At 35.1% G+C, this 25,402-nt stretch carries 27 protein-coding genes; 18 read left to right on the forward strand and 9 right to left on the reverse strand.

Annotated features, from left to right (window positions below):
- Positions 1 to 58 precede the first annotated feature (58 nt).
- The 3 genes from NSQ89_RS08925 to NSQ89_RS08935 form a co-directional block, all read right to left on the reverse strand.
- On the reverse strand, positions 59 to 643 hold the full coding sequence (locus tag NSQ89_RS08925; RefSeq protein ID WP_095321478.1) for a class D sortase: 585 nt from the start codon (positions 641 to 643) through the stop codon (positions 59 to 61).
- Positions 633 to 1,574, reverse strand: a complete 942-nt coding sequence (locus NSQ89_RS08930; RefSeq protein ID WP_341132503.1) for a processed acidic surface protein — start codon at positions 1,572 to 1,574, stop codon at positions 633 to 635. Before NSQ89_RS08930 ends, NSQ89_RS08925 begins: the two co-directional genes overlap by 11 nt.
- A 391-nt stretch (positions 1,575 to 1,965) precedes the next feature.
- A complete protein-coding gene (locus tag NSQ89_RS08935; RefSeq protein WP_144546013.1) occupies positions 1,966 to 2,412 on the reverse strand; it encodes a GNAT family N-acetyltransferase in 447 nt (148 codons plus the stop codon).
- 156 nt (positions 2,413 to 2,568) lie between these two features.
- Here NSQ89_RS08935 and pdxR point away from each other — a divergent pair, with 156 nt between their 5' ends.
- The gene (gene pdxR, locus NSQ89_RS08940) at positions 2,569 to 3,963 is read left to right on the forward strand and encodes a MocR-like pyridoxine biosynthesis transcription factor PdxR (protein WP_341132504.1); all 1,395 of its coding nucleotides are present in this window, start codon (positions 2,569 to 2,571) and stop codon (positions 3,961 to 3,963) included.
- A gap of 13 nt (positions 3,964 to 3,976) precedes the next feature.
- Positions 3,977 to 4,609 carry a hypothetical protein gene (locus tag NSQ89_RS08945; protein ID WP_341132505.1) on the forward strand — a complete coding sequence of 211 codons (633 nt, stop codon included), beginning with the start codon at positions 3,977 to 3,979 and terminating at the stop codon, positions 4,607 to 4,609.
- On the opposite strand, the gene NSQ89_RS08950 is transcribed toward NSQ89_RS08945, so the two are convergent.
- On the reverse strand, positions 4,604 to 4,987 hold the full coding sequence (locus NSQ89_RS08950) for an Hsp20 family protein (protein ID WP_047943500.1): 384 nt from the start codon (positions 4,985 to 4,987) through the stop codon (positions 4,604 to 4,606). The genes NSQ89_RS08945 and NSQ89_RS08950 overlap by 6 nt on opposite strands.
- 107 nt (positions 4,988 to 5,094) lie before the next feature.
- Positions 5,095 to 5,853: a TraR/DksA C4-type zinc finger protein gene (locus NSQ89_RS08955; protein WP_341132506.1), complete on the reverse strand. Its 759-nt coding sequence runs from the start codon at positions 5,851 to 5,853 to the stop codon at positions 5,095 to 5,097.
- A 209-nt stretch (positions 5,854 to 6,062) separates the two neighbouring features.
- Here NSQ89_RS08955 and NSQ89_RS08960 point away from each other — a divergent pair, with 209 nt between their 5' ends.
- The 6 genes from NSQ89_RS08960 to NSQ89_RS08985 all read left to right on the forward strand — a co-directional run bounded on the left by NSQ89_RS08960 (position 6,063) and on the right by NSQ89_RS08985 (position 10,245).
- On the forward strand, positions 6,063 to 6,329 hold the full coding sequence (locus NSQ89_RS08960) for a spore gernimation protein GerQ (RefSeq protein WP_095257346.1): 267 nt from the start codon (positions 6,063 to 6,065) through the stop codon (positions 6,327 to 6,329).
- Entirely contained in the window at positions 6,326 to 6,694 is a 369-nt protein-coding gene (locus NSQ89_RS08965; RefSeq protein WP_047943503.1) for a spore coat protein, read from the forward strand. Before NSQ89_RS08960 ends, NSQ89_RS08965 begins: the two co-directional genes overlap by 4 nt.
- An 18-nt stretch (positions 6,695 to 6,712) precedes the next feature.
- On the forward strand, positions 6,713 to 7,849 hold the full coding sequence (locus NSQ89_RS08970) for a zinc-dependent alcohol dehydrogenase (RefSeq protein ID WP_341132507.1): 1,137 nt from the start codon (positions 6,713 to 6,715) through the stop codon (positions 7,847 to 7,849).
- Between the two features lie 18 nt (positions 7,850 to 7,867).
- Entirely contained in the window at positions 7,868 to 8,089 is a 222-nt protein-coding gene (locus NSQ89_RS08975; RefSeq protein WP_047943505.1) for a hypothetical protein, read from the forward strand.
- A complete protein-coding gene (locus NSQ89_RS08980; protein WP_047943506.1) occupies positions 8,086 to 8,385 on the forward strand; it encodes a spore coat protein in 300 nt (99 codons plus the stop codon). Before NSQ89_RS08975 ends, NSQ89_RS08980 begins: the two co-directional genes overlap by 4 nt.
- 531 nt (positions 8,386 to 8,916) lie before the next feature.
- Positions 8,917 to 10,245, forward strand: coding sequence for an alpha-glucosidase/alpha-galactosidase (locus tag NSQ89_RS08985; protein WP_341132508.1), 1,329 nt, complete (start codon positions 8,917 to 8,919; stop codon positions 10,243 to 10,245).
- Between the two features lie 321 nt (positions 10,246 to 10,566).
- Here the strand turns inward: NSQ89_RS08985 and NSQ89_RS08990 are convergent, their stop codons facing one another.
- Positions 10,567 to 10,950, reverse strand: a complete 384-nt coding sequence (locus NSQ89_RS08990) for a DUF3888 domain-containing protein (protein ID WP_341132509.1) — start codon at positions 10,948 to 10,950, stop codon at positions 10,567 to 10,569.
- A 467-nt stretch (positions 10,951 to 11,417) separates the two neighbouring features.
- A complete protein-coding gene (locus NSQ89_RS08995; protein ID WP_082138385.1) occupies positions 11,418 to 11,561 on the reverse strand; it encodes a small acid-soluble spore protein P in 144 nt (47 codons plus the stop codon).
- Between the two features lie 155 nt (positions 11,562 to 11,716).
- On the opposite strand from NSQ89_RS08995, the gene NSQ89_RS09000 reads away from it, so the two are divergent.
- From NSQ89_RS09000 to NSQ89_RS09015, 4 genes are all read left to right on the forward strand, one after another.
- A complete protein-coding gene (locus NSQ89_RS09000; RefSeq protein ID WP_047943508.1) occupies positions 11,717 to 11,974 on the forward strand; it encodes a hypothetical protein in 258 nt (85 codons plus the stop codon).
- A 220-nt stretch (positions 11,975 to 12,194) separates the two neighbouring features.
- Positions 12,195 to 14,900: an aconitate hydratase AcnA gene (acnA, locus tag NSQ89_RS09005; protein WP_341132510.1), complete on the forward strand. Its 2,706-nt coding sequence runs from the start codon at positions 12,195 to 12,197 to the stop codon at positions 14,898 to 14,900.
- 176 nt (positions 14,901 to 15,076) lie between these two features.
- The gene (locus tag NSQ89_RS09010; protein WP_144546007.1) at positions 15,077 to 15,625 is read left to right on the forward strand and encodes a GNAT family N-acetyltransferase; all 549 of its coding nucleotides are present in this window, start codon (positions 15,077 to 15,079) and stop codon (positions 15,623 to 15,625) included.
- Positions 15,626 to 15,707: 82 nt separating this feature from the next.
- On the forward strand, positions 15,708 to 16,097 hold the full coding sequence (locus tag NSQ89_RS09015; protein ID WP_061798913.1) for a rhodanese-like domain-containing protein: 390 nt from the start codon (positions 15,708 to 15,710) through the stop codon (positions 16,095 to 16,097).
- A 68-nt stretch (positions 16,098 to 16,165) separates the two neighbouring features.
- On the opposite strand, the gene NSQ89_RS09020 is transcribed toward NSQ89_RS09015, so the two are convergent.
- Both NSQ89_RS09020 and NSQ89_RS09025 read right to left on the reverse strand, forming a co-directional pair.
- The gene (locus tag NSQ89_RS09020; RefSeq protein ID WP_061798912.1) at positions 16,166 to 17,149 is read right to left on the reverse strand and encodes a D-2-hydroxyacid dehydrogenase; all 984 of its coding nucleotides are present in this window, start codon (positions 17,147 to 17,149) and stop codon (positions 16,166 to 16,168) included.
- Positions 17,149 to 18,369 carry an aminotransferase-like domain-containing protein gene (locus tag NSQ89_RS09025; protein ID WP_095257340.1) on the reverse strand — a complete coding sequence of 407 codons (1,221 nt, stop codon included), beginning with the start codon at positions 18,367 to 18,369 and terminating at the stop codon, positions 17,149 to 17,151. The genes NSQ89_RS09020 and NSQ89_RS09025 overlap by 1 nt, the downstream gene beginning before the upstream one ends.
- Positions 18,370 to 18,791: 422 nt before the next feature.
- On the opposite strand from NSQ89_RS09025, the gene glnA reads away from it, so the two are divergent.
- The 6 genes from glnA (at position 18,792) to NSQ89_RS09055 (ending at position 25,271) form a co-directional block, all read left to right on the forward strand.
- Positions 18,792 to 20,126 (forward strand): type I glutamate--ammonia ligase, encoded by a 1,335-nt coding sequence (gene glnA, locus NSQ89_RS09030; protein ID WP_047943513.1) that lies wholly within the window; start codon positions 18,792 to 18,794, stop codon positions 20,124 to 20,126.
- 238 nt (positions 20,127 to 20,364) lie between these two features.
- A complete protein-coding gene (locus NSQ89_RS09035) occupies positions 20,365 to 21,297 on the forward strand; it encodes a manganese-dependent inorganic pyrophosphatase (RefSeq protein ID WP_047943514.1) in 933 nt (310 codons plus the stop codon).
- A gap of 341 nt (positions 21,298 to 21,638) precedes the next feature.
- Entirely contained in the window at positions 21,639 to 22,136 is a 498-nt protein-coding gene (locus NSQ89_RS09040) for a redoxin domain-containing protein (RefSeq protein ID WP_235850554.1), read from the forward strand.
- 217 nt (positions 22,137 to 22,353) lie between these two features.
- Complete coding sequence (locus NSQ89_RS09045; RefSeq protein ID WP_031540139.1) at positions 22,354 to 22,485, forward strand: FbpB family small basic protein; 132 nt, start codon at positions 22,354 to 22,356, stop codon at positions 22,483 to 22,485.
- Positions 22,486 to 22,549: 64 nt separating this feature from the next.
- Positions 22,550 to 22,693, forward strand: a complete 144-nt coding sequence (locus NSQ89_RS09050) for an acid-soluble spore protein N (protein WP_016205356.1) — start codon at positions 22,550 to 22,552, stop codon at positions 22,691 to 22,693.
- A gap of 238 nt (positions 22,694 to 22,931) precedes the next feature.
- Positions 22,932 to 25,271: an AAA family ATPase gene (locus tag NSQ89_RS09055; protein ID WP_341132511.1), complete on the forward strand. Its 2,340-nt coding sequence runs from the start codon at positions 22,932 to 22,934 to the stop codon at positions 25,269 to 25,271.
- Positions 25,272 to 25,402 lie beyond the last annotated feature (131 nt).

Raw genomic sequence — 25,402 nt, forward strand, 5'->3', positions numbered from 1 at the left:
GGATATAATAAGCTTGTGGTACATTCATATGTAAAAATCGCTCTAACCAGTTTGAGAATTATTCTGATCGATTATTTTTTCCTAATTCTTCTGAATGTATTAACGCAGCAGTTACTACATATCTTTTTGGTGCATGTCCTATAAAGGAGAAGGGATAACAGGTAGTTAGTGTAAGGACAGCTCTTGATTTAGGAGTAAGAATGGTTCGGTCATTAGGTGAGACAATGGAGAATTTCGTAATTTTATATTCATATTCTTTTTCCATTGTTTGGATTATAAGGGAATCATTCTTTTTTAAATCTCTCAGGAAACGGAAAAAGGTGTCGCGATGTCCTGACAATACAACATTGTTGTTTTCACCGGGTAAGGCACTCTTTGGATAATGACCTGCTCCCTTAGTTAAAACCTCAGCACTTACCCCTTCATAAATGGGAATCGTTTTCTCTAATTTCGGCATGAGGATGACTCCCATTTTTTCTCCTTCTTTTAAAAATTGAGTTGGAGAGAAAACTACATGACTATCTTTAGCAAGGAACGGTTGTTTTGTAATAGTTTCCACTTTTAAATAACAAGACAAAGTATAGAGAATCATTCCCAATCCTATCAAGATAGAGAGAATCCCCATTTTTTTTCTAATTTTCATAGGGAGCTTTCCTAAATGTTATCAACAACCCTAGTAATACTAGCATATAGCCGATGCAAAGGATAATAGGAAGAGAGGATGCTGTATTAGGAAGTTGAGCAGCATATAAATTGGCTAAACCTTCTGTCACTTCCGTCAATTCAACCACTTTGTCGATAACATCTACAGAAGCAACCAAATCAGATGTCACAACTGCATCCCCAATTAAAAATTGCTCATGATCGTATAATTCAATCGCCACCGTCGCATCCATCTGTTTATGATTTAGATCATTCAAGGAAAGTTCGTTTCTTTTTCCGTTATCGTCTATGCTAATAATGACTGGCTTTAAAGAGGTTGCTGTAAAAAAATCTTTCCAAAAATCCGTTAATGCCTGGTTTCTTTCTGCGCTTATTTCACTTTCTTGGTCCATAGCTAGAAAAGTTGATAATTGCTGTTTCCAATCCTCCACTTTTGCAGCTAAAAAAGCAGGGTCCAATTTATTTAGATGCCCATAAAATTGTTGTTTTTCCTTATCATCAAAGCCAATATTCTCGAGAAATTTTTCTAATTGCAGCATCTTATCTTCATGGTTTTTATAAAAATCAATCGCTACTTCTAAGTCTTCTAAAAACCAGAAATCTTCTATACTTTCATGAAATCCCGCCAATAAAATATCTAATTCTTCCTGTGTCATCGAATTTTGTACAAGTAATTTATTGAGATTAGACGGCGTGATTGGGGTTCCAAGTTGTTTTTTTAAAACACGTATATTATCAAAATCACTTATTTTTAATCCTTTAAATGATAAATATTCTTCTAAGTCTTCCGTTGTCCATCCCAAATTATCGGCTAAGCTCTCAACCTCCTTTTCACTTGGAGATGCGGCAACAGGCGATGCTAGAAGAGATAAACCACAAAAAAGAAAAAAAGTAAAAAGTACTTTTTTCATTAGACAAACCTCCACCATCATTATATTGGTATTGTTTGTTAATTTATGAAAAAAATACGTGAATATTAAAAGAGATTTTGGAAATTAGGACGATTTTTTTTAGTGGTGCAAGATTATTGGACAAAAGGGGGAGGATTCTGGACAAAACCGGAAAATATCAGCCAAAGTGGGTAGGGAATCAGCCAAAGTAAAAAAATATCAGCCAAAGTGGGTAGGGAATCAGCCAAAGTAAAAAAATATCAGCCAAAGTGGGTAGGAAATCAGCCAAAGCAGAAAAATATCAGCCAAAGAGGGGAGGAATCAGCCAAACTACAACTAATAGAAATGCAGAAACCTGGTTAGACAGCTTCTGCATAAAATAATTATTAGACTAAAGTAAACGGAAGAACGATTAACTATTCAAATTTAACTCGTAATGAAAAAATTTCGTATCTTTTTTATAGCCATTCTTCTCATATAATCTTTGCGCAGATAAATTATCTATAGCTGTACTAAGACTTAGACTCTTGGCTCCGCTATTCTTTGCGTATTCTTTTACTTGTTGTAATAACATTTCTCCAATTCCTTTTTTTCTTGCTCTTTTTTCAACATATAAATCATTTAATATCCACGTTCTTTTCATCGATAAAGAGGAATAGCTAGGATAAAGTTGAGTAAAACCTATGTAATCATCACCGTCTTGAACAACGAAGATTACAGATTCGTTGTTTTCGATTCGTTCCTTTATATAACTTGCTGCACTCACGATATCATCTTCTCGTTTATAAAACATGCGATATTCATTAAATAAGCGAGCTACTTCTCCGATGTCTTTCTTTGTTGCTTGGATTATGTTCATTTTGCTCCTACCTCCACCAAAAATAATTGTCGCACTACAAAATCATTCCCTTCCATTTCTGGTTCCTTCATTTTAAAATGAAATGAGTATATTACATAGGCACAGTTTACAGAAATTTTAAGGGTACAAAACAGAGAGAAAAAGGAGAATTTGGGTATGAATATGGCTATTCATTTGCATAAAGAAATTACAGAGCCAGTATATATGCAATTATATAATTATTTTAAAGCGGAAATTTTAACAGGGAAGATAGAAGCGGGCACAAAATTGCCATCCATTCGATATTTAGCAAGTTATTTGTACATAAGTAAAAATACTGTTATTGATGCATACCAGCAATTATGGCTGGAAGGGTATGTGGAAAGTAAAGAGAAAAGTGGGTATACGGTTGTTTCCTTACCTAGTTATGAATATAAAAATGAACAAAAGCAATGGAACCATAAAAATAGTTTAAAGCAAACAGGACAGTATTCCGTTGATTTTCATTATGGGGATATTGATCAGACTAATTTTCCAACAAATGCTTGGAAAAAGACCCTGAAAGAAATAATGGAGGACAAGCAAAATGGGTGGATGAATTATGGAGATAAGCAGGGAGAATTAGAATTAAGAGAAGAAGTGGCTGGATACTTATACAGGTCACGTGGAATTCAGACGACAGCAGATCAGCTTGTTATTACAGCGGGCACGGAGCAGCTAATCCAAGTTGTATTATCACTTTTAAATGATTGCCCATTACATATAGGGATGGAGGAGCCAGGTTATAATGATGTGCGCAATGTATTCCAGGAAAAAGGGCTTTCTATATCTTCTATTCCAGTATCAGAAACAGATGGACATGACTTATCTTCTTTATTAAATAGTTCTTGTAATTTGGTCTATATTACCCCTTCCCATCAGTTTCCAACCGGGAAAATTATGCCTATTTCAAAGCGGATTGAGCTATTAGAGTGGGCAGAAAGGGAGAACGGGTATATAGTAGAAGATGATTATGACAGCGAATTTCGTTTTCAAGGTTCGCCAATTCCAAGTATGAAAGCAATTGACCAGCATGATCGAGTAATATATATGGGGACTTTTTCTAAATCATTCTTACCATCATTAAGAATAAGCTATATGGTATTACCTAATGTTTTACTAGAAAAATGGAAAAAGAAAAGGTATAACGAGACTCAACCGTGCTCTCCGCTATTACAGCAAGCTTTAGGGAAATTTATCCAAAAGGGAGAATTTGAACGGCATATTAAGCGTATGAGAAAAGTATATGAAAGAAAATATATCTTTTTGATTCAATGTATCAAGCGGTATATGGGAAATAAGGTGGAAATAATTGGTGAAAAAGCAGGTTTACATTTGCTTATTCGTATAGCTTTGAAAAATGAAGCTATCCTGCTATCAGAAGCAGAAAAAATAGGGATTAACGTTTATTCCACAAAACCATATTTTGCCGAGGAAAGGGCGAGTTACCCTCTGTTATTAGGGTTTGGAGGATTAAAAGAAAAGGAAATAGAAGAAGGAATCATAAACCTAGCAGACGCATGGTTTATGTAGAGGAGGAATATTTTTGGTATCTTTTGGAACATTTATAATCGGAGTAGCTGTAGCTATTATTACTTTCTTTGTACTCGACAATTTTACATCTCCTCTATTTCTAAACATCTTTATTTGTTATGTACTTGTATTTGTAACGATGTTAATAACAACATGGTATCGTATTCATGCAACTAGAAATATTGAGAGATTGGAAAAACTTTTTAGTAAGAATAACAAGCATCCCTATTATAGCTTTGTTCATGCTTTAAGTGTGAAAGAGGATAAAAGGGTAATTGTAAGCTACCGGAAACTAATGAAACGAAAAAAATATCAAGCTCATTATCCAATATTCACGATATTATTTTCTCTTTATTTTGGAAAAACGCTTGGACTTAGAGAAGAAGCTGAGAAAATAAAACATTCGGAAATGAAGTCCTATTATTTAGCCTTAATCAATATAGAAGAGCAACAATTTCATGATGCCCAGCAATGGATAACAAGGGTAAATAAGAAATGGATGAAAGAAGCACTATTAGCGGAAATCGCTATAAAAAAAGAGGAAAAGGATGTAGCGAAAAAGCATGCCAAAAGTGCTTTAAAGCATACGAAAGGAATCCAATATTATGTTTTAAAAAAGACATATGAAAGAGAATTCAACTTATAAAAACTGAATGTCAATCGTAGATGTTAGTTTCTTGTCTTGCTGTTTTTTCTTCTGAATAAAAATTTCCAGAATTTCATTTGTGCATACAGCATAAACTGGATTTTGATCAATTGAAACCGGAAATTCAATTAATCTTTGTTTTTCTTTGAGGAGATTAGAATCTTGCATTATTGCCTTAATAGTAAGCAAATTTTTAGTTACAGAAAGATGGATGCTGTTATCGTGACAATTCGCTAATAATGCTTCCACGATAAATTCTTTCTCCGTTTCGTACACATCAATTCGAAACTCAGTTTCATCTAATACGGAAGTCAACGGATCAAGAAAATGGTTTTTCAGCCATTCATCCATTAAACTTAACCAGTTATCATCATTCATAAAAATCCTCCTTAGTATATTTAATATATTCTTATAAGGAGGAAAGCGTGACGAAAATATAAAAAGGTTGTCTAAAGGCATTACACCTTCTTAAGACAACCCATTTTTTACTCATCATTTTCCACATAAGGCTCATACTCGTAAGCAGGCAAGTCACCAAACGTAGTCATAATTCCTTCTTCATCCAAACTTTGTTCATAGCGTTTATGCTGTTCATTAGGGTAAACCGTTATATTTCTTCCATCTATATCCACACCGACAAAGTTCTCGTAATCTTCCACATAGCCAATATTCTCATCACTTTCTGTGTAGACGTCATTATAATGGTCATAAACAGGATGAGCAAAATCAGACGGTGTTTCCGATGTTCCCCAGCTAGATACTTCCTGCCATGAATCCTCGGCATCATATACGACAGATTCATCTTTATTATCCATATCGAATTTTCCGAAAGGAGGCATTAATATTTCTTCTTCCACTGGCCGTTTCTCAGAGATTTTCTGATCAGGAGAATGCTCCTTACAATAAAGCGTTGTAGGAATAACTTCCAATCTTTCTATCGGGATATCTTGAGAGCATTCCGCACATTTTCCGTATGTTCCTTCATCAATTGCCTTTAAAGCATTTAACACCCCCATATATTCATGATGGTAATGTTCAGCAAGGGCAATATCCTTTTCGCGTTCATAAAGCTCCGTTCCTTCATCTCCTGGATGATTATCATAACTGGATAGCTCTCCAAGAGACTCATGGTAATGTCCATCTTTCAAATCTAAGTTATCATTATGTTCAAATCTAATTTCCAAATCACGTTTTTGTTCATTTAATACTTTTTGAAAATGGGACATTTGTTGTTTATTTAGCATAATAACCTAATCCTTTCAAGAAGTCGTTTGCTTTATTAGTATGAGCAAAAGAAACGATAACATTAAAGGAAATATGTACATAATTCAAATTTTATGTAAATAAAGATGTTTTTTTCCAAAAAATAAATCGTTAAAAATTGCTAGTAAATTAAGAAAAGAAGTTGGGGAAAATAGCGAAGTAATTAAATTAGGACAGGAGGTAATTGGTCATGGAAAGGAACAGCTTAGCTCCGCATGAATCATTAGATTTACATGAAGTGATAAATTTTAAAACACTCTGTGTAGCAAAATCAAAGTTAATGCAAGGTCTTGTTTTTGATGAAGAGCTAAAGAATTTAATGCAGAAAGATGTAGATCAGTCTATTCAGGCGCTTAGGGAACTACAAGAAGTATATAAGAATGTGCCATTCGAAACAGTAATCCCTCAAATGCGTCCAACGCCAATTATAGGTGGAGAGGAAGGTGTTATCCATTGAATAATGACTACTTAGATCCCATTAATGCGTTAAATATGCCAGAGCTTGCTGATATGACATTTGCGGTTGATTTTCTTATTCGCGCAAAAGAAGGGGTGAGAAATATAGCAACAGCTTTAACTGAAACAGCTTCACCAGACTTAAGAGTACTGTTACGAAAACAACTTAATCAGGCAATCCAGATGCACCAAGAAATAACAGATTTAATGATAGAAAAAAAATGGTTCCATCCTCATGATATGAGTGAACAATATAAGTTAGATCAACTTTCGGCAAAGAATACTATTATGATTGGAAATATGCATTTGTTTACTGGTGAAACGAATCGAAAAGGAATGTTTGATCGGACGCCTGATCAGCATTAAATATGGAGGTTAGATAGAATGAAAGCAGTAACTTACCAAGGGATTAAAAATGTGGAAGTAAAAGAAGTAGAAGATCCAAAGATTTTAAAACCTGATGATATGATTATTAAAGTGACAAGTACTGCGATATGCGGATCTGATTTACATTTAATCCATGGAATGATGCCAAACTTACAAGAAAATTATGTGATTGGCCATGAACCGATGGGGATAGTTGAAGAGGTTGGACCAGAAGTGACGAAAGTCAAAAAAGGTGACCGGGTTATTATTCCTTTCAATATTGCCTGTGGAGAATGCCAGTACTGCAAAAGTAATTTAGAAAGTCAATGTGACAATTCCAACGATAATGGAGATGTTGGTGCCTATTTTGGTTATTCAGGGAATGCGGGAGGTTATCCAGGCGGGCAAGCAGAGTATTTAAGAGTTCCTTTTGCAAATTTCACTCACTTTAAGATTCCAGAAACTTGTGAAGAACCTGATGAAAAATTGACGGTTATTGCCGATGCAATGACAACTGGATTTTGGAGTGTAGATAATGCGGGTGTAAAAGCTGGAGATACAGTCATAGTATTTGGGTGTGGACCAATTGGATTATTTGCACAAAAATTCGCATGGCTGAAAGGGGCAAAACGCGTCATTGCTGTCGATTATGTTGATTATCGTCTGCAGCATGCCAAACGTACAAATAAGGTAGAAATTGTTAATTTTGAACAGGTTGAAAATGTGGGAGCTTACTTAAAAGAACTCACAAAAGGCGGTGCCGATGTGGTGATTGATGCTGTTGGCATGGATGGAAAAATGAGCGATATGGAATTCCTAGCGAGCGGCATGAAGCTGCAAGGCGGCACAATGAGCGCTCTTGTGATGGCTGCCCAAGCGGTTCGTAAATGTGGTACCATCCAAATTACTGGCGTTTATGGCGGCAGATATAATGCTTTTCCTTTAGGAGATATCATGCAGCGCAATGTCAATATTCGTTCTGGACAAGCTCCTGTTATTCATTACATGCCATATATGTTTGAATTAGTTTCTACCGGAAAAATTGATCCGAGTGATGTCGTAAGTCATGTATTACCATTGAGTGAAGCAAAAAGAGGGTATGAAATTTTTGATGCGAAAATGGATAATTGTATAAAAGTTGTCTTAAAACCATAAGAAAGGCAGGATTATGTAATGGATTATGTATTACATGAAGTATTAGAAGTTCAAGAACTGGCTACGTTTAAAACGATTTGCATAACAAAAGCTAAAACGATGCGCGCACTTGTTTCCGATCCACAATTAAAAGAATTAATGCTGCAAGATGTGGATATATCAACAAGGCAGCTACAGGAATTTTCAACTATTTTATCGAAAGCGCAAGAAATGCCGAGAATGGGGGGAGAGAACGGATGAATTCCATTATAGAATATTTTACAGGCATGGATGCTTTAACTGATCAAATGATTGCAACAGATCTATTGATTTCTGCCAAAAGCGGAATTAGAAATTATTCCATGGCCATCACAGAAACGGGACATCCAGAGATAAAAGAAATCCTTGTCCGCCATCTAAATGAAGCACTTGACTTACATGAACAACTATCCCAATACATGACTGAAAAAGGGTGGTACCATGCATGGGATCCAAAGGAACAAGTGAACCTTAATTTGCAAAACATTCATACTGCTTTAAACTTACCGATACTTTAAGATAAAAAAGGAACTCGTTTGTGTGAACAGTTCCTTTTTTGTTTTTTGGTAATAGTTGTAAAAATAAAACAAAGTAATTAGGGAGGGTATTTACTTGTAATTTAGGATAAAAGCTGATTAGTAAAGTAACTTTTTGAAAAGTGAGAATAATTATTGAAACCCCTTACAATTAATGTTAATATGCCTATATACCAGCTGAGATATTATTAGTCAGATAGAAAACTTTTTTACATAAACAATTCGCTAAAGGAAGAACTGTAAGATTCAACATGGAGAAAGTTTGAACATAGAGAATTAGTCAAATGTTACTTACACAGGGATCTGCTTTATAAGTTGTAAAGAAAGGAGGAGCAAAAAAAGCAGAAGCTTATATTCCTAAAGATAAACACTTTACCATCTTTCAACAATTTAGGAAGGAAAAAAATTTATTTGATAACGTCATTGATGAATGGACCGAGGTACAGGGATAGGAATACGAAAGGAATATCAGTAAAAGGATAAATCAAAGAAAGCTGGGAGGAGAGGATTACTATGACTAAAATTACATTTCTAGGTGCAGGAAGTACCGTGTTTGCTAAAAATGTTCTTGGAGATTGTATGTTCGTTGATGCTTTAGATGGGTATGAATTTGCATTATATGATATTGATAAACAGCGTTTGCGGGATTCGGAACAAATGCTTACTAATTTGAAGGAAAGTCTAGGAAAAAACATTATAGTAAAAGCCTATACGGATCGAAAGGAGTCTTTGAAAGGAGCTAAATATGTAATCAATGCGATTCAGGTAGGCGGCTATAAGCCAAGTACGGTAATTGACTTTGAAATTCCCAAAAAATATGGCTTACGACAAACGATTGCGGATACAGTCGGCATCGGGGGAATATTCAGGAATTTAAGAACTATTCCCGTTATGCTCGATTTTGCAAAAGACATGGAAGAAGTTTGTCCTGATGCGTTATTTTTAAATTACACAAACCCAATGGCTGTGTTAACTGGGGTTATGAATCGTTTCACACCAATTAAAACAATTGGACTGTGTCACAGTGTGCAAATTTGTACAAAAGAATTATTTGAAGCATTGGGGATGGACCGAACAGGAGTGAAAGAAAAGATTGCGGGTATAAATCATATGGCCTGGCTTCTTGAAGTAAGCAAGGATGGAATTGATTTATATCCAGAAATTAAGCGGAGAGCTCGTGAATTGCAAAAAACTAAGCATGGTGATATGGTTCGGTTTGAGTTGATGGATAAGTTTGGTTATTATGTAACAGAGTCATCAGAACACAATGCTGAATATCATCCGTACTTTATTAAATCGCGTTATCCTGAGTTAATTGACCGTTTCAATATTCCATTAGATGAATATCCTCGTCGTTGTGAAAAGCAAATTAATGATTGGGTTGCAATGAGAGAGGATCTAGTTAACAATAAAGCCTTGGAACATGTTCGTTCCCGGGAATATGGATCACGTATTATAGAAGCAATTGAAACAGATGTCCCCTTTAAATTTGGTGGTAATGTTCTTAATACAGGAAGATTGATCAGCAATCTGCCGGAAAAAGCGTGTGTAGAAGTTCCTTGTATTGCGGATCGAAGCGGGATTACTCCCACCTATGTAGGAGATCTCCCTGAACAGCTTGCAGCACTAAACCGGACAAATATTAACACGCAATTGCTGACCATTGAAGCGGCAATGACATTGAAAAAGGAATATATTTACCAGGCAGCAATGCTTGATCCACATACAGCTTCTGAGTTATCGATGGACGATATCATCTGCTTATGTGACGAGTTAATAGAAGCGCATGGTGACTGGCTGCCGAATTTTACAACGGAAACTAGTGTTGGGTTAGCTAAATAGTACTCTCAAATATAGAGTGATCGTTTCCTCAAGGATTCGGTCTCTTTTTTAGAGTCGTTTTAAGGATTTTCTTATTTAGATGCTGACTTAAGGATTGAGGGAATTTGTCTGACATTTTTATGAAAAGAGAAAAGTAGCAGCAGAATAAAAAGAGTAGTAGTGCTATCATTTCAGGAATTATTTTTTGCTACCAATAGAAAAGGTTAACTGAGTGAATAAGTTTACCGCCCAGTTAACCTCTTTTTCGGATTTTTTAAGAATACTATAATTAAGTACTTTTACTCATTAAGAGGGGATAAAAATGCTCTCAATCTCTTGAAATTAGCTGTGATTTATAAAATGATGATTATAGGAAATAACTTCATAAAATCCATTTTTACTTCCGGGAATACGAATTACCATTCGAATAAACTTATAAGGAGGACCATGGGCTCCTTCAAAGCCAATTACATGTAATGTCACATCATAATTATCAGTCTCGTCAACTTGAGTAATGGATTCTATTCTTTCGTTTGTAAACATCTGTAGGTCACCATGATTTTCCATGATTTGAACAATAGTTGGACCAAGAAATCTTAAAAAGGCAGATTCTATTAGTGTAGGTTTAGAATTTTCCGGGATAACTTCTGTATTGGGATGTGGATTTGCGGCTGCTAGAGAATTTAACGATGTGAGAATTATTAATAATAAAATAAAACTTCTCATAATAATGATATCCTCCTATTGATTTATGCCTATTATTTGTAACAAAAATTAAACTATACGTATGTATATAAATTTGAGGTTCACATTAGTTCGATTTATGACGAATAAATTGAAATGGTTATAAGCCAGCATATTAGCTTTTTACCAAGAATGGAAGAGGAAATTGAACAAAACAATAATGAAGAAGCAAAGGATAGAAATATACTTTTATCTTTGAAGAAAATGGATTACTTAATCCATTGACAGAAACAAAGAATATACAATCTAGGTGGAGAAAGAAACGCTAATCGTATCCTTATTGACTGATGTTGGTTAGGCTATTTAATTAAAAAGGCCAAATGAGTGGCCGCATATTGACCACACATTTGACCACACATATACATCAATTAGGGTAAATACTTGAAAAACCTTTTAAAATAACCTACTTTGTTAACTAGAATGTTGTAGAGTGAATTAGTGTACTTTTCTTACATATCGTGATGATTATTATGTTTTTGTCTAGAATGGTTACGGTTCTTCACCTTTTTGCTCCCGCTAAGTGGCTCTGGCTGGCCAGATTGATTTCCTTTAGGAGCATTTCTGTGCATATCTTTGCTGTCATTTTTGTTCACTTTTTTTCTCTCCTTTCTATTATCATGAAGAGGTAATGCATCACTATCCTTTATAGAATGGTTTTTTATACACACATTTATACCGCATATTTTCACGATTCACTGCACAACTTATTGGTAAGCACCACGAATATAACTAGCAGGAGGATAAGAATATGCCTTATCATAGTAATAAACAAGAAGCTTTTCAAGATGCTCAACGGAATTTACTTGAAACACAAAATCTTTATCAAGATATCGTAAAAGATTCTGCAAACTATGGACATCAGCTAAAGCATCTAAAACAAGAAATTAATGAAACCTATCAACAAATAGAGAATGCTCTAGAAGTAGCATCTGAGCATCAAAGACAGCAATTAGAAAGCTTTCAAAGAGACTTAAAAAGCATTGTGGATGAAGTAAATGAAATTTAAAAAGGTAGACCATCAGAAAGTTTGCAGCTTTTTCGATGGTCTACTTTTTTGCTATGAAAAAAATACCATAAGATAAACTTATCGTATTTGATAACTTTCTTATTATTTACTTATGACAATCCTTGTATTAAAATTATAAATGGTAAATAGATAATAGAGATCAAATTGTTCGACTATTTTTCTATTTTTGGTATATGATTACAATGAGGGGGTAATACATATGGCAAAAGATTTTTATAATGCCCGCCAAACGTTTGAAGTGGGTGGGAAGCGTTATCACTACTATCAATTAGCAGCATTAGAAAAAGCTGGGATCGGTAAAGTATCGAAATTACCGTACTCTATCAAGGTATTACTAGAATCAGTTTTGCGACAAATGGATGATTTTGTTATTAAACAAGAGCATGTAGAAAACCTCGCAAAATGGGGAACAGATGAGGTAAAGGAAATTGATGTTCCATTCAAACCTTCGAGGGTAATCCTCCAGGATTTCACAGGAGTTCCAGCGGTGGTTGACCTTGCATCTTTACGTAAAGCAATGGCTGACCTAGGGGGAGATCCTAGTAAGATTAATCCAGAGAAACCAGTTGATTTAGTTATCGACCATAGTGTTCAGGTTGATAAATATGGAACTCCGGATGCATTAAAAGCAAATATGGAATTAGAATTTGAAAGAAATGCAGAAAGATATCAATTTTTAAGCTGGGCGCAAAAGGCATTTGATAACTATCGTGCTGTTCCGCCTGCAACCGGTATTGTTCACCAAGTGAATTTAGAATATTTAGCAAATGTAGTACATGTAAATGAAACAGCTGAAGGCGAGTATGAAACATTCCCTGATACATTAGTAGGTACTGATTCTCATACAACGATGATTAATGGTATCGGTGTTCTTGGCTGGGGTGTTGGTGGTATCGAAGCGGAAGCAGGTATGTTAGGACAACCTTCTTATTTTCCAGTTCCAGAAGTTGTAGGGGTAAAACTTATTGGCGAAATGCCAAATGGCTCTACTGCAACAGACTTAGCCTTAAAGGTAACGCAAGTACTTCGTGCAAAAGGAGTAGTTGGAAAGTTTGTTGAATTCTACGGACCTGGTGTGCCGCAACTACCACTTGCTGATCGGGCAACTATTGCGAATATGGCACCAGAATATGGAGCAACATGCGGTTTCTTCCCAGTTGATAATGAATCTTTAGCTTATATGAGACTAACTGGGCGTTCTGAAGAGCAAATTAATGTGGTTGAAGCTTACTGTAAGGAAAACGGTTTATTCTTTGATCCAAACTTAGAACCGGTTTATACGGATGTTGTAGAAATTGACTTAGCAGAAATTGAGCCAAATCTTTCTGGTCCAAAGCGTCCTCAAGATTTAATTCCACTTTCTAAATTGAAAGAGGTATTCAATGCGTCTGTAACAGCTCCAGAAGGAAACCAAGGGTTTGGCTTAAAAGCAGACGAATTTGATAAAGAAGTAGTAGTGAACTTTGCAAATGGGGATTCTACTACAATGAAAACAGGTTCTGTTGCTATCGCCGCAATTACAAGCTGTACAAATACATCGAATCCATATGTATTAGTTGGTGCAGGCTTAGTTGCGAAAAAAGCAGTCGAAAAAGGAATGGAAGTACCGAAGTTTGTGAAAACCTCTCTAGCACCAGGTTCAAAGGTAGTTACTGGCTATTTAAGAGATTCTGGTCTTCTTCCTTATTTAGAACAAATTGGTTTCAACCTTGTAGGATATGGATGTACTACATGTATTGGTAACTCTGGTCCGCTTCGCGAGGAAATCGAGAAGGCTATTGCGGATTCTGATTTACTTGTAACAAGTGTGCTATCTGGTAATCGTAACTTTGAAGGACGTATCCACCCACTAGTAAAAGCAAACTATTTAGCTTCACCGCCATTAGTTGTTGCATATGCTCTTGCTGGTACTGTTGATATTGACTTGCAAAAAGAACCAATTGGAAAAGATAAGGATGGTAATGATGTATTCTTCAAGGATATTTGGCCATCTACAGAAGAAGTAAATGAAGTAGTTCATCGTACAGTTACACCTGAACTATTTAATAAAGAATATGAAAGAGTATTTGATGATAACGAACGCTGGAATGAAATTCAAACAAGCAGCGATTCTTTATATAGCTTTGATGATACTTCTACTTATATTCAAAACCCGCCATTCTTCGAGGGCTTAAAACCTGATCCAGAGCAAGTATTACCATTAAAAGGCTTAAGAGTTGTAGGGAAATTCGGTGATTCTGTAACGACTGACCATATTTCTCCAGCTGGTGCCATTGGTGTAAATACTCCTGCAGGTAAGTACCTAAAAGATAATGGTGTACAGCCACGTGATTTCAACTCATATGGCTCTCGTCGTGGTAACCACGAAGTAATGATGAGAGGGACATTTGCGAATATCCGTATTCGTAACCAAATTGCTCCAGGTACAGAGGGTGGTTTCACTACGCACTGGCCAACTGGGGAAGTTACCTCCATTTATGATGCATGTATGAAGTATAAAGACGAAGGAACTGGCTTAATGGTTATTGCAGGAAAAGATTACGGAATGGGATCATCTCGTGACTGGGCTGCAAAAGGAACAAATCTGTTAGGCATTAAGACGGTTATCGCAGAAAGCTTCGAAAGAATTCATCGTTCTAACTTAGTGTTAATGGGAGTACTTCCATTACAGTTTAAAGAAGGCGAGAATGCGGAAAGCTTAGGATTAACTGGAAAAGAAACATTCAATGTTTATGTAGATGAAACAGTTAAACCACGTGATTTCCTAGAAGTTACAGCTACTACGGAAGATGGTAAGAAAATCACATTTGAAGCATTAGTACGTTTCGATTCAGAAGTAGAGATTGATTATTATCGCCATGGTGGTATTTTACCAATGGTATTACGTGATAAATTAAAAAACTAATAGATTAAGAGAAAAACTCTCTCTATTTAAAGTTGACATTATTTTTCTAATCTTTGGGTAAATTTCTTTGCTCACAAGTTAGAAAAAAAGTCTCTTTATAGAGAGAGTTTTTGTCATTCTCTCTAATAGTCCATTTTACTTAATCAAAAACTATAACTTAAGGAGAAAGCTATTTTATGAAAATAATTCCTGTACGCTATGATGTGAATAAGCTTCCTTATATAATAAGAAGTGCGGAGGAAAGTGATGCAGAACAGCTTGCTAGTGTTAGGTTACAGATAGATGGAGAAACAACTTTTCTAGATCGCGAACCTGGAGAGGGAGTACTTACTGAAAAAGAATTTATACACTTAATCCGCTCAGATAGCGAAGAGCCAAATCATTTGTTTTTAATTGCAGAGAGAGAAGATGGGCAAATTATTGGCTTTTCTCGCTGTGAGGGTTCTAACTTGCGGCGTCTTAAGCATAAAGTGGAATTCGGTATTGCTGTCTTAAAGGAATATTGGGGATATCAAATAGGTAGCCATTTATTAGAAGCTTCCATAAATTGGGGAGCGGAAAATGATATTACAAAAATGACATTATCGGTTATAGAATTAAATGAAAAAGCGATTAAACTATATAAACGATTTGGCTTTGAAATAGAAGGAGTCTTAAAAAAAGATAAACGATTAACTAACGGAGAATATTATTCTACCATTATAATGTCTCGATTTTTCTCCTAAAGGTATGGAAAACGATTCATTAGTAATTTAGAATAAACTTTGTTACTATGTATATGTTAGATAATAAAGGAGTGATGAAGATATGGCATTAACTTTTGGAAAAATGGTAGAAGAGGCTAGAAAAAATGTTCAAGGTATTTCTTCCGTTGAGGCGAAAAAGAAAATCGAAGAAAATCCTAATACTTACATAATTGATGTTCAAGATGCTACAGATGCCGGTGCTTGTGGTTTAATTCCTAGTTCCGTTAACATCTCTTTAGGAATGCTGCCAATTCGCGCAGATTTGGAATTACCAGAAGAATTGAGAGATCCAGAATTAGCGGATCGCAACCGTCCAGTTATTGTTACATGTGGTCTTGGAGGACAAGCGTCACTTGGTGCCTACCTATTAAAGCAAATGGGCTTCACAGATGTAGTCTTCATTGAGGGTGGAACTACCGCTTGGAAAAAAGAGGGCTTTGAAACAGTATAATATAAGATATTTGGTTAAATCTGCCGGTAAACAAATGTTTATCGGCAGTAATTGTATTTCCTTATTTTTTAATAACCTAATTGTTTATCGACGACGTTCAAAAGTTCTTTGCCTTCTTTGAAGCGCTCGATATTTTCCAAGAATAAATCCATATAGCGCTCAAGAGTATTGGGAGAAAAATATGCATTATGTGGTGATATAATCAGATTCTCCAGTTGCCAAATAGGATGTTGCGGTGGTAAAGGTTCTGTTTCGAAGACATCAAGAGCTGCACCTGCAATTTTCTTTTCTTTTAAGTGATTAATGAGCTCTTCTTCCACAATTGTATTTCCTCTTCCGATATTAATTAAAAAACTAGTTTTTTTCATGCTTTCTAATTTTTCTTTATTAATAAGATGGTACGTTTCTGGCGTTGAAGGTAAAGCTAGAATTAAAAAATCAGCTTCTGCCATCACTGATTCTAGCTGATCAAGCCCAACAATTTTATCGGCAGGATCGTCAGTTGCACGTATGGACGGTCTTTTTTTGCAGCCGATCACAAACATATCAAGTGCTTTAGCACGTTTTGCGATTTGCTTGCCAATCTCCCCATAACCAATAATCGCAACGGTTGCCCCTGAAAGATCAGTTATAGGGGTAGATGTCCACCTTCGATTTAACTGATTCCGAATCATATAAGAAATTCCCCTCGCTAAACCAGTCATCATTGCAATTGTATGCTCTGCTATAGGAACAGAAGTACATCCCTTTGTATTCGTAATGACGATATCATTCTTTTTGATTTCCTCTGTTAAAAGTGCATCTAAGCCAACACTTAAAGACTGCACCCATTTAAGATAGGGCGCTTGTTTAGTGATGGCTAATGAATCTGTTAATCCCAAAGTCAAGACAATATTGCAACCACTAATATCTTGGCTTATTGGCGGTTCGGGCTCCCCATATTGCCATGGATCTACTATATATTCTCCTCCAGTGGATTTTATTTTATCTAAATACTTTTGTGGAATAGTTCTCCGGATATAAATTTTCGGAATTAATTTCCTTTTAATCATTAATTTACTCCCTCAATTATTTGTTTGCTATTTACATACTCATAATAAATGTTTGCGAGTCGTTTAATGGCTTCTTCAATGATGTCCTCCTGACAGAATGTAAAGCTTAATCGCATATGATTATATCCTTCATCTTTTAAGAAGAAATGCTTACCAGCGATATAGGAAACTCCGGCTGATGCTGCAGCATCAATAAATTCACTTGTATCAATATGGCAAGGGAAGGTAATCCAAAGGAAAAATCCGCCATTTGCTTCATGAAAGGTAACATCATTACCAAAATATTGTTTTATCGCTGAAACCATAGCATTTTTACGCGATAAATAAAGGGAATTTAAATAGCTAATATGTTCATCCATATCGATTTGATCAAGTAAATTTTTTGTTACCTCTTGAACATAAACGCTTGTTAACCCATCGATTTTTAAAATCCGCATCTTTTCGATGATTTCCGTTAAGCCAATAGCCCAGCCGAGTCGTAAACCAGGGGCGATTATTTTGGAAAAAGTACTTAAGTAAACGACTCTTTCTGGCCCGTACGAATAAATAGCTGGAGAAAATGTTCCATCAAAAGAAAGCTCAACATAGGCATCATCTTCGATAATAAAGAAATTATACTCGTATGCTAATTCGGCAAGGCGTTTTCTTCTGTCTACTGATAGATTAACTCCTCCGGGATTTTGAAAATTCGGTATAACATACATTAATTTAGGGAGTGGTAAATTATTTTTAACTCTTTCGCTTAATTCCTGTTCCACTAAATCGACTCTTAAGCCATTTTCATCAATAGGGAAAGAAGTTAATTTCGTTTCTGCCAACTGAAATGTTTTCAGTGCGCCGAAGAATGTAGGTGCTTCTACCCATATTTCATCACCAGGGTCGGTTAAGGTTCTTGTGACTAAATCTATTGCCTGTGAACTGCCTGCAGTTACAAGTATTTCATTCTCCTTGGCTTTTATCTCGCGTAACTTTGATCTTTCTTTAATCCAGTTAATTACATCATTCACTCCTGCTCCACCACTATAAGCTAATGCATATCTTCCTTGTGTTTGCATGGCAGCTTCTGTAGCAGCGGTCATTTTATCAACCGGAAGTGATTCAGGTGCCGGAAATCCAAATGATAAGGGGATCAGATTATCCTGATTACCCGCAAAGGCGGAACCAATTACCTCGATGTTAGGAAATCTTCTACTATAGGAAAAAGGTTTTAATAATTGCATGCATATCACCGTCCAAAAATTAATTAAAAGCTTTATTTATGAATATAAGCTATTTATTTCGTGATGGGAAATATTAAAAATGCCTAAAAATAAGAGAAAACAAGAGATAGATTGATAAAAACATAGTTAAATAACGAATATTCGGAATTTTGTTATTTTTATAATAAGTTTCTCTTATCGCTATCCATATTGGCAAATATCTGTTTCGGTCAATAATCTTACATTAGACCATCATTCGACAAAAATTACAGCAACTATCTAACATGATATATGTGAAAAAAGGAAAATTCACAAAGAAATAAATGTAAACGCTACCTAATAAAATTTTTAAAAAATTTAAAAAAAACATTGTTTTAACAGATTTTTTTTCTTATAATGAAATCAAGTTAGATAATAGAACATGAATTGTGAGGTAAGTTAACATGAGTGAAATTACATTAGAGAAAATTGAAAGTATTGTAAAAGAAAAAAATGTAGAATTATTACATCTACAATTTGTGGATATTGAAGGAATTTTAAAAAATATTACAATTACTGCTCAACAATTAGATGATGCTGTAGAAGGAAAAATCATGATTGACGGTTCATCCATTAAAGGATTTTCTCCTATTAACAAATCAGATTCTTATTTATTACCAGACTTAAACACATTCGCAGTTTTGCCTTGGACTGAAACAGAAGGATATTCAGAAGCGCGGTTCCTTTGTTCTGTAACAAATCCTGATGGATCTTTATTTGAAGGTGATACTCGTAATGTTCTGAAGAAAACAGTGGAGCGTGCTGCTGAAAATGGATATAGTATTTCTGTCGGCCCAGAGTTAGAATTCTTCCTATTTGCAACCGACGAAAATGGATATCCAACTACAGAATTAGGGGATAGAGGCGGCTATTTTGAACCATCACCAAAGGATTTAGGAGAAAAAGTCCGTGTTGAAATTTTCAAAACATTAAGAGCAATGGGCTTCACTATCGAAGCACTTCACCATGAAGTAGCAGAAGGTCAACATGAGATTAACTTCAAATATGCAGATGCATTAACTGCAGCTGACTTGGCGACAACATATAAATGGGTTGTGAAAACAATCGCTTCTCAATATGGTTTACACGCAACGTTTATGCCAAAACCAGTATTCGGAATTAATGGTTCAGGAATGCATGTTAATATGTCATTCTTTAAAGATGGAGAAAATTGCTTCTATGATGCGAACGATGATTTAGAATTATCTGAAACAGCTTATTCATTTATTGCAGGTGTTTTAGAAAATGTTAAGAGTTTCGTAGCTGTTACCAATCCACTAGTAAACTCTTATAAGCGTTTAGTACCAGGATATGAAGCACCTTGCTACTTAGCATGGTCTGCCTCTAATCGTTCTGCTTTAATTCGTATTCCTGCAAAACGCGGAATGGCTACTCGTGTGGAGCTTCGTTGTCCAGACCCATCATCTAATCCATATTTAACATTTGCTGTTATTGCTGCAGCAGGTTTAGACGGAGTGGAAAGAGGTTTAAGAGCACCAGCACCAATTAACGAAGATATCTTCCATATGACAGATGAGCGTCGTGAAGAACTTGGAATTGATAGTTTACCTGGTGGATTAGAAGCTGCAATTGCTGAACTCGAAGCAGGAGAAATTGGTCTTAAAACACTTGGAGAGCATGTATTCACTGAGTATGTTGCTGCTAAGAAAGAAGAGTGGGATAGCTACCGTACAACAATCCATACTTGGGAAATTGAAAACTATCAATATAAATTCTAATTTACAAGTTAAATAGACGATTCCATAAACTGCAAATAACCACCTTTTCGGGTTGTTGATTTGCAGTTTTTCTTTTTATTCAAGCATTTAGGGTAGTATTCATAATGTCTATAGGGGATTTGCCTATTCTTTTTTATGTTCTTTTCTTTAAATTCCGGTAAGTTATGATAAAATAAAGAAGGATGTATGAAACAGAATGGATACGTCATCAGATTATTGTAATAAGGAGATTTGCTAAATGGAAAAAGTATTGATATTTGGTCATAAAAATCCGGATACGGATACTATTTGTTCTGCGATTGCGTATGCAGAATTAAAAAAGGCACTTGGAGTAGAAGCAGAAGCTGTTCGTCTTGGTGACGTTAGTGGAGAAACAAAGTTTGCGTTAGATTATTTTAAAACAGAAGCTCCTCGTTTTATTGAAAAGGCAGCTTCAGAAGCTAATTCAGTTATCTTGGTAGATCATAATGAATTCCAGCAAAGTGTGGAAGACATTAAAGATGTAACGATTTTAGAGGTAATTGATCACCATCGTATCGCTAATTTCGAGACAAGTGATCCTTTATATTACCGAGCGGAACCAGTGGGCTGTACGGCAACTATATTAAATAAAATGTATAAAGAAAATAATGTAGAAATCAAGAAAGAAGTTGCTGGATTAATGCTTTCAGCTATTATTTCTGATTCCTTATTATTTAAATCACCAACTTGCACAGACCAAGATGTACAAGCTGCCAAGGAATTAGCAGAAATTGCTGGTGTAAATGCAGAACAGTACGGATTAGACATGCTGAAAGCTGGTGCTGATTTAAGTGATAAAACAGTTGAACAATTACTAAGCATCGATGCAAAAGAATTTACAATGGGTACATATAAAGTAGAAATTGCACAAGTGAATGCAGTTGATACAAATGATGTCATTTCCAAACAAGCTGAATTAGAAACGTCTATTCAAGCAATCATCGACAAAAAAGGATTAGATTTATTCTTGCTTGTCGTAACGGATATTTTAAATAACGATTCTGTTGGTGTTGCTTTAGGCAATAAAGCAGAAACAGTAGAGAAGGCATTTAATGTATCATTAGAAAATAATAGCGCATTATTAAAAGGTGTCGTATCTCGTAAAAAACAAATCGTACCAGTTTTAACAGAGACTTTTGAAGCGCTATAATTACTTGTTTAAATAATCTTTTTAACACATGGTACTGATTTGGAAAGCAAACAATTGAAATAGAGGATAAGAGGCAGGTCTGTTCGCATGGTGAATGGATCTGTCTTTTTTATTGGTCTACATATGATTGTTCGGGTTTATATTTGGTTGGGTTTCTTGTGTCTCAGCTACTAAGGGAAAAAAACTGCCACTATAACTAGAGTGCAAATCATATTTCTGTTATAAATTCAACTAATTTTACGCACTCAAACTAATAAATATAAATAAATTGGTTAATCTATAAGTAAGTTTACAATAGAATTTAGAAAAAATACTTTATCAAATAAGAGGAGGAGGGAATAGTGTCACGAAAAACAACTATTTTTATATTCATGGTGTTTTCTAGCTTTTTCTTTATTATGTCCACTAATGTAGAAGCAAACACTGGTTTAAATATTGGGGAGGAAGCACCAGATTTTAAACTGAAAGATTTAAATGGAAAGACAGTGCGCTTATCTGATTATAGAGGAAAATCCGTCATGATAAATTTTTGGGCAACTTGGTGTCCACCTTGTAAAAAAGAAATGCTTGATATAGAAACTTTTTCTAAAAAAAAGCAAGATCACTGGATTGTTCTAGCGGTGAATGTGGATGGTGGAAATGAAAAGGGAGTTAGACAGTTTGTGAAGGAAAGAAATTTAACATTCCCGATCTTAATAGATAATAACGATATGGTTTCAAATCAATATGACATTCTAAGTATTCCCACAACGTTTTTTCTTAATGAAGATGGAATTATTATTAAAAAGGGCTTCACTATGTTAACACTTCAACAAATGATGGAAATGACAAAAGACTAACAGAGTAAAGTTCACAAAAAATTAACATTGTAAGCGCTTTACAACGGGTATAACATATACTATAATTACAAATGTAACAAAGGAGTGCACGCCTTGTTTATTTTCTGAAAAAATAAACTTTTCAAATAGATTTAAAGATTATTTCTTTTTATTGTAATAATTATCTAATTTTTTGGGAAATATGGAAATACAAAATACTTATTAAAGGAGAATAAAGATGAGAAAACCTCGTAAACGTTCATTTCAGGAACTTGTATTAGAAAATAAAATGCAATTACTAAAGGATAGAGAAGCGATTGAAAAAATTGAGGAACGGTTAGAAAGAAAGCATTTGAAAAAAGCTCGTTAATGTAGAAATTACCATCAATTCTACTTGTTCTTTTGAACAAACTATGGTAGAAGGAGATGATATGATGAGTAATCCTAAAAAAGACAGCAAACACTTTGTACCGAGTCATATTGGAACTAAATCTAGAAGCTTCGGCGGGAACAAAGGAAAGCAAATGCAGGATAAATCAGGACAACATGCTCAAGTAATACAAACAAAGGGCGAATAAATCCTTCCAATGGAATAAAGGAAGAAGAATAAAAAGCAATGGCTTCTTTTTTAATTGAGGCTATTGCTTTTTTGTTTTCTATAATTGAGTTACACATTTTCAGGGATAGTATATTGCATCCTGCATATATTAATGGTTATTAGATTAACACAGTATGAAAAGTACATAATCATTAACGAAAAAGAAGGAATATGTTAGTATTAATAAGGAATTAAATTTATTAAGAGATGTGAATGTATTGAATAACGAGAAAATAATTACAAATAGAAAATATCCAGAAATTTTCCTGATAGAAAAGGAATTTGAAGAACATGGATTTGTACAGGATGAAAAGAAAATTTTAAATGAAATACAAAAATTAACTGAGGCTGAGAATGGAAAAGAAATCTCTCAGTTATTAACGATTGCTGCCTTATCAAGAATGCACATCAATCAAGAAGATACGATCGCGGTTGCCTGGCTAAATAAAGCGATTGAGCTGGATGAAGAGAATAAAACAGCTCAAAAATACCTTTCCCAATTCGATTGGAAAAATTTCAGCGGCTTACTGGATTCACTGGTCTTTCCTAATATTCGCGAAACGGATAATCGGACCGCCAAACGAAAAATCGCTGAGCAATATATTAATAATTGCCGCTCGTTTTTAGAACAGATGGATGAGGAAGCTGCCCATCTGCAAAATCAGAAAAAAAATGCCTCCCTATATGAAAATGTGGAAGCTGTTGCTAAATATGAAGCAATTGAAGAGTTATTACAAAAGGTAATGGAGAAAACTTCTCAGTTATTAAAATCAGCTGAAGAGTATGAAGAGTCTATTAGTGGTGTTTTTCACACATCGATTTATTATGAGAGTGTAAAAAAATTAATTGAAGAACTGACTGAATTAAAAGATGAATGGACAAGCCTATTTGTAGAAGAGGATGAGGAAGACAACAAGACTCTTTCCTCTTTAGAAGAACTGCAGCAAATGATTGGGTTAGATGCTGTAAAAAAAAGAGTTCATGATTTTTATCAATTTTTACATTATCAAAAATCTCGGAAAAAGCTAGGCTATAATATTCAAGATGAATTAAGCTTGAATATGATCTTTACTGGAAATCCAGGTACTGGGAAAACTACTTTGGCAAGGTTGATGGCAAAAATTTATCATGAATTAGGCGTACTGCCAAGTGCTGAAGTAGTGGAAACTGACCGTTCTCAATTAATCGGCGGCTTTATGGGCCAAACAGAGGAAAATGTCCGTTCTGTTGTAAAACAAGCGGTTGGCGGTATCTTATTTATCGATGAAGCTTATAGTCTAAAAAGAGAGGGTCAGTCTGGAAATGATTATGGCCAAACAGCAATAGATACTCTTGTATCTTTAATGACAGGTTCAGAATTTGGTGGTAAATTTGCTGTCATTTTAGCGGGATATCCTGAAGAAATGCGCCAATTTTTGGACGGGAATCATGGTTTAAGAAGTCGGTTTCCTGCTTCTAATATGATTCATTTGCCTGATTATACACCATCGGAATTATTGGTGATTGGAGAAAGAATTGCTTCTGCGAATGACTATGTCATGACAGAGGACGGAAAAAAGGCATTGCTAAAAAGGCTTGAGAGAGAACAAGTTGATGAGAGCTTTGGAAATGCTCGAGCTGTTCGTAATATTGTACTGGATGCAATATTCAGCAAAGGCTCTCGAAAAGCAAACGAACAAGAAATATTTAAATATACACTATTGCAAGAAGCTGATTTTGTTTGTGAAGAAGAGGACAAACAAATTGATCCTGCAAAAGAGCTTAATGAATTGATTGGTTTATCAAAAGTAAAAGAGGAAATAAAAAAAATTATTGCGCTTGTTAAAGTGCAGCAATTAAGACAGGCTAAAGCCAAAAAGAATCTGCCTATTCAATTGCACGCTGTCTTCACGGGAAATCCAGGTACCGGTAAAACTACTGTTGCTAAATTATACGCCCAGTTTCTTAAGGATTGCGGAATATTAAAAAGAGGTCACTTAGTTGTTACAAGTAGAGCTGACTTTGTTGCCGGCTATGTTGGTCAATCAGCTATCAAGACAAGAAAAAAAATAAGAGAAGCGCTTGGCGGGGTGCTATTTATCGATGAAGCATATTCCTTAGTAGGAAATGGCGGTCAGGATTTTGGTAAAGAGGTCGTTGATACATTAGTCATGGAAATGACAAAGCACAATGAGAATTTAGTTGTTATTCTCGCAGGATATCCGAATGAAACAAATACTCTATTACAAAGCAATCCAGGATTAACGTCAAGGTTTAAAAAGTTTATCCATTTTGAAGATTATTCTGCAGCAGAATTAGTTGAAATCATGCAGTTATATGCGGGAAAATACGATTATTTATTATCAACTGATGCAATCCAATTACTGCAAAATATGCTGCCGACTGTTTCTACAGACGGAAATGGACGATTTGCAACTAATTTAATCGATGAAGCAGTTCAATTACAGGCTTTACGATTATCTGAACAATTGGAACAAGGAATAGATGCAGATGTTTCTACAATAACTGCTGAGGATATCGAAAGTGTGCTAAAAGAGAAAAAGAAAATCGATGAATAGGCTGGGGACGAATATGGATGGACAATTAATTACTTTATCTCCAGAAGGGATATAGAATTGTATTATGCTGATATCGATATGATCGGGGTCTCGTTAACCAATGATATAAAAGGATATGTGTCAAACAATTA

It is taken from the genome of Niallia sp. FSL R7-0648 (assembly GCF_038007005.1).
Taxonomy (GTDB): Bacteria; Bacillota; Bacilli; order Bacillales; family Cytobacillaceae; genus Niallia; species Niallia circulans.

Bases quoted from the DNA above. Each gene is read 5' to 3' on its own strand.
- NSQ89_RS08925 (WP_095321478.1), bottom strand. From the start codon at position 643: ATGAAAATTAGAAAAAAAATGGGGATTCTCTCTATCTTGATAGGATTG.
- NSQ89_RS08930 (WP_341132503.1), bottom strand. From the start codon at position 1,574: ATGAAAAAAGTACTTTTTACTTTTTTTCTTTTTTGTGGTTTATCTCTT.
- NSQ89_RS08935 (WP_144546013.1), bottom strand. From the start codon at position 2,412: ATGAACATAATCCAAGCAACAAAGAAAGACATCGGAGAAGTAGCTCGC.
- pdxR (WP_341132504.1), top strand. From the start codon at position 2,569: ATGAATATGGCTATTCATTTGCATAAAGAAATTACAGAGCCAGTATAT.
- NSQ89_RS08950 (WP_047943500.1), bottom strand. From the start codon at position 4,987: ATGAATGATGATAACTGGTTAAGTTTAATGGATGAATGGCTGAAAAAC.
- NSQ89_RS08955 (WP_341132506.1), bottom strand. From the start codon at position 5,853: ATGCTAAATAAACAACAAATGTCCCATTTTCAAAAAGTATTAAATGAA.
- NSQ89_RS08960 (WP_095257346.1), top strand. From the start codon at position 6,063: ATGGAAAGGAACAGCTTAGCTCCGCATGAATCATTAGATTTACATGAA.
- NSQ89_RS08970 (WP_341132507.1), top strand. From the start codon at position 6,713: ATGAAAGCAGTAACTTACCAAGGGATTAAAAATGTGGAAGTAAAAGAA.
- NSQ89_RS08975 (WP_047943505.1), top strand. From the start codon at position 7,868: ATGGATTATGTATTACATGAAGTATTAGAAGTTCAAGAACTGGCTACG.
- NSQ89_RS08980 (WP_047943506.1), top strand. From the start codon at position 8,086: ATGAATTCCATTATAGAATATTTTACAGGCATGGATGCTTTAACTGAT.
- NSQ89_RS08985 (WP_341132508.1), top strand. From the start codon at position 8,917: ATGACTAAAATTACATTTCTAGGTGCAGGAAGTACCGTGTTTGCTAAA.
- NSQ89_RS08990 (WP_341132509.1), bottom strand. From the start codon at position 10,950: ATGAGAAGTTTTATTTTATTATTAATAATTCTCACATCGTTAAATTCT.
- NSQ89_RS09000 (WP_047943508.1), top strand. From the start codon at position 11,717: ATGCCTTATCATAGTAATAAACAAGAAGCTTTTCAAGATGCTCAACGG.
- acnA (WP_341132510.1), top strand. From the start codon at position 12,195: ATGGCAAAAGATTTTTATAATGCCCGCCAAACGTTTGAAGTGGGTGGG.
- NSQ89_RS09010 (WP_144546007.1), top strand. From the start codon at position 15,077: ATGAAAATAATTCCTGTACGCTATGATGTGAATAAGCTTCCTTATATA.
- NSQ89_RS09015 (WP_061798913.1), top strand. From the start codon at position 15,708: ATGGCATTAACTTTTGGAAAAATGGTAGAAGAGGCTAGAAAAAATGTT.
- NSQ89_RS09020 (WP_061798912.1), bottom strand. From the start codon at position 17,149: ATGATTAAAAGGAAATTAATTCCGAAAATTTATATCCGGAGAACTATT.
- NSQ89_RS09025 (WP_095257340.1), bottom strand. From the start codon at position 18,369: ATGCAATTATTAAAACCTTTTTCCTATAGTAGAAGATTTCCTAACATC.
- glnA (WP_047943513.1), top strand. From the start codon at position 18,792: ATGAGTGAAATTACATTAGAGAAAATTGAAAGTATTGTAAAAGAAAAA.
- NSQ89_RS09035 (WP_047943514.1), top strand. From the start codon at position 20,365: ATGGAAAAAGTATTGATATTTGGTCATAAAAATCCGGATACGGATACT.
- NSQ89_RS09045 (WP_031540139.1), top strand. From the start codon at position 22,354: ATGAGAAAACCTCGTAAACGTTCATTTCAGGAACTTGTATTAGAAAAT.
- NSQ89_RS09050 (WP_016205356.1), top strand. From the start codon at position 22,550: ATGAGTAATCCTAAAAAAGACAGCAAACACTTTGTACCGAGTCATATT.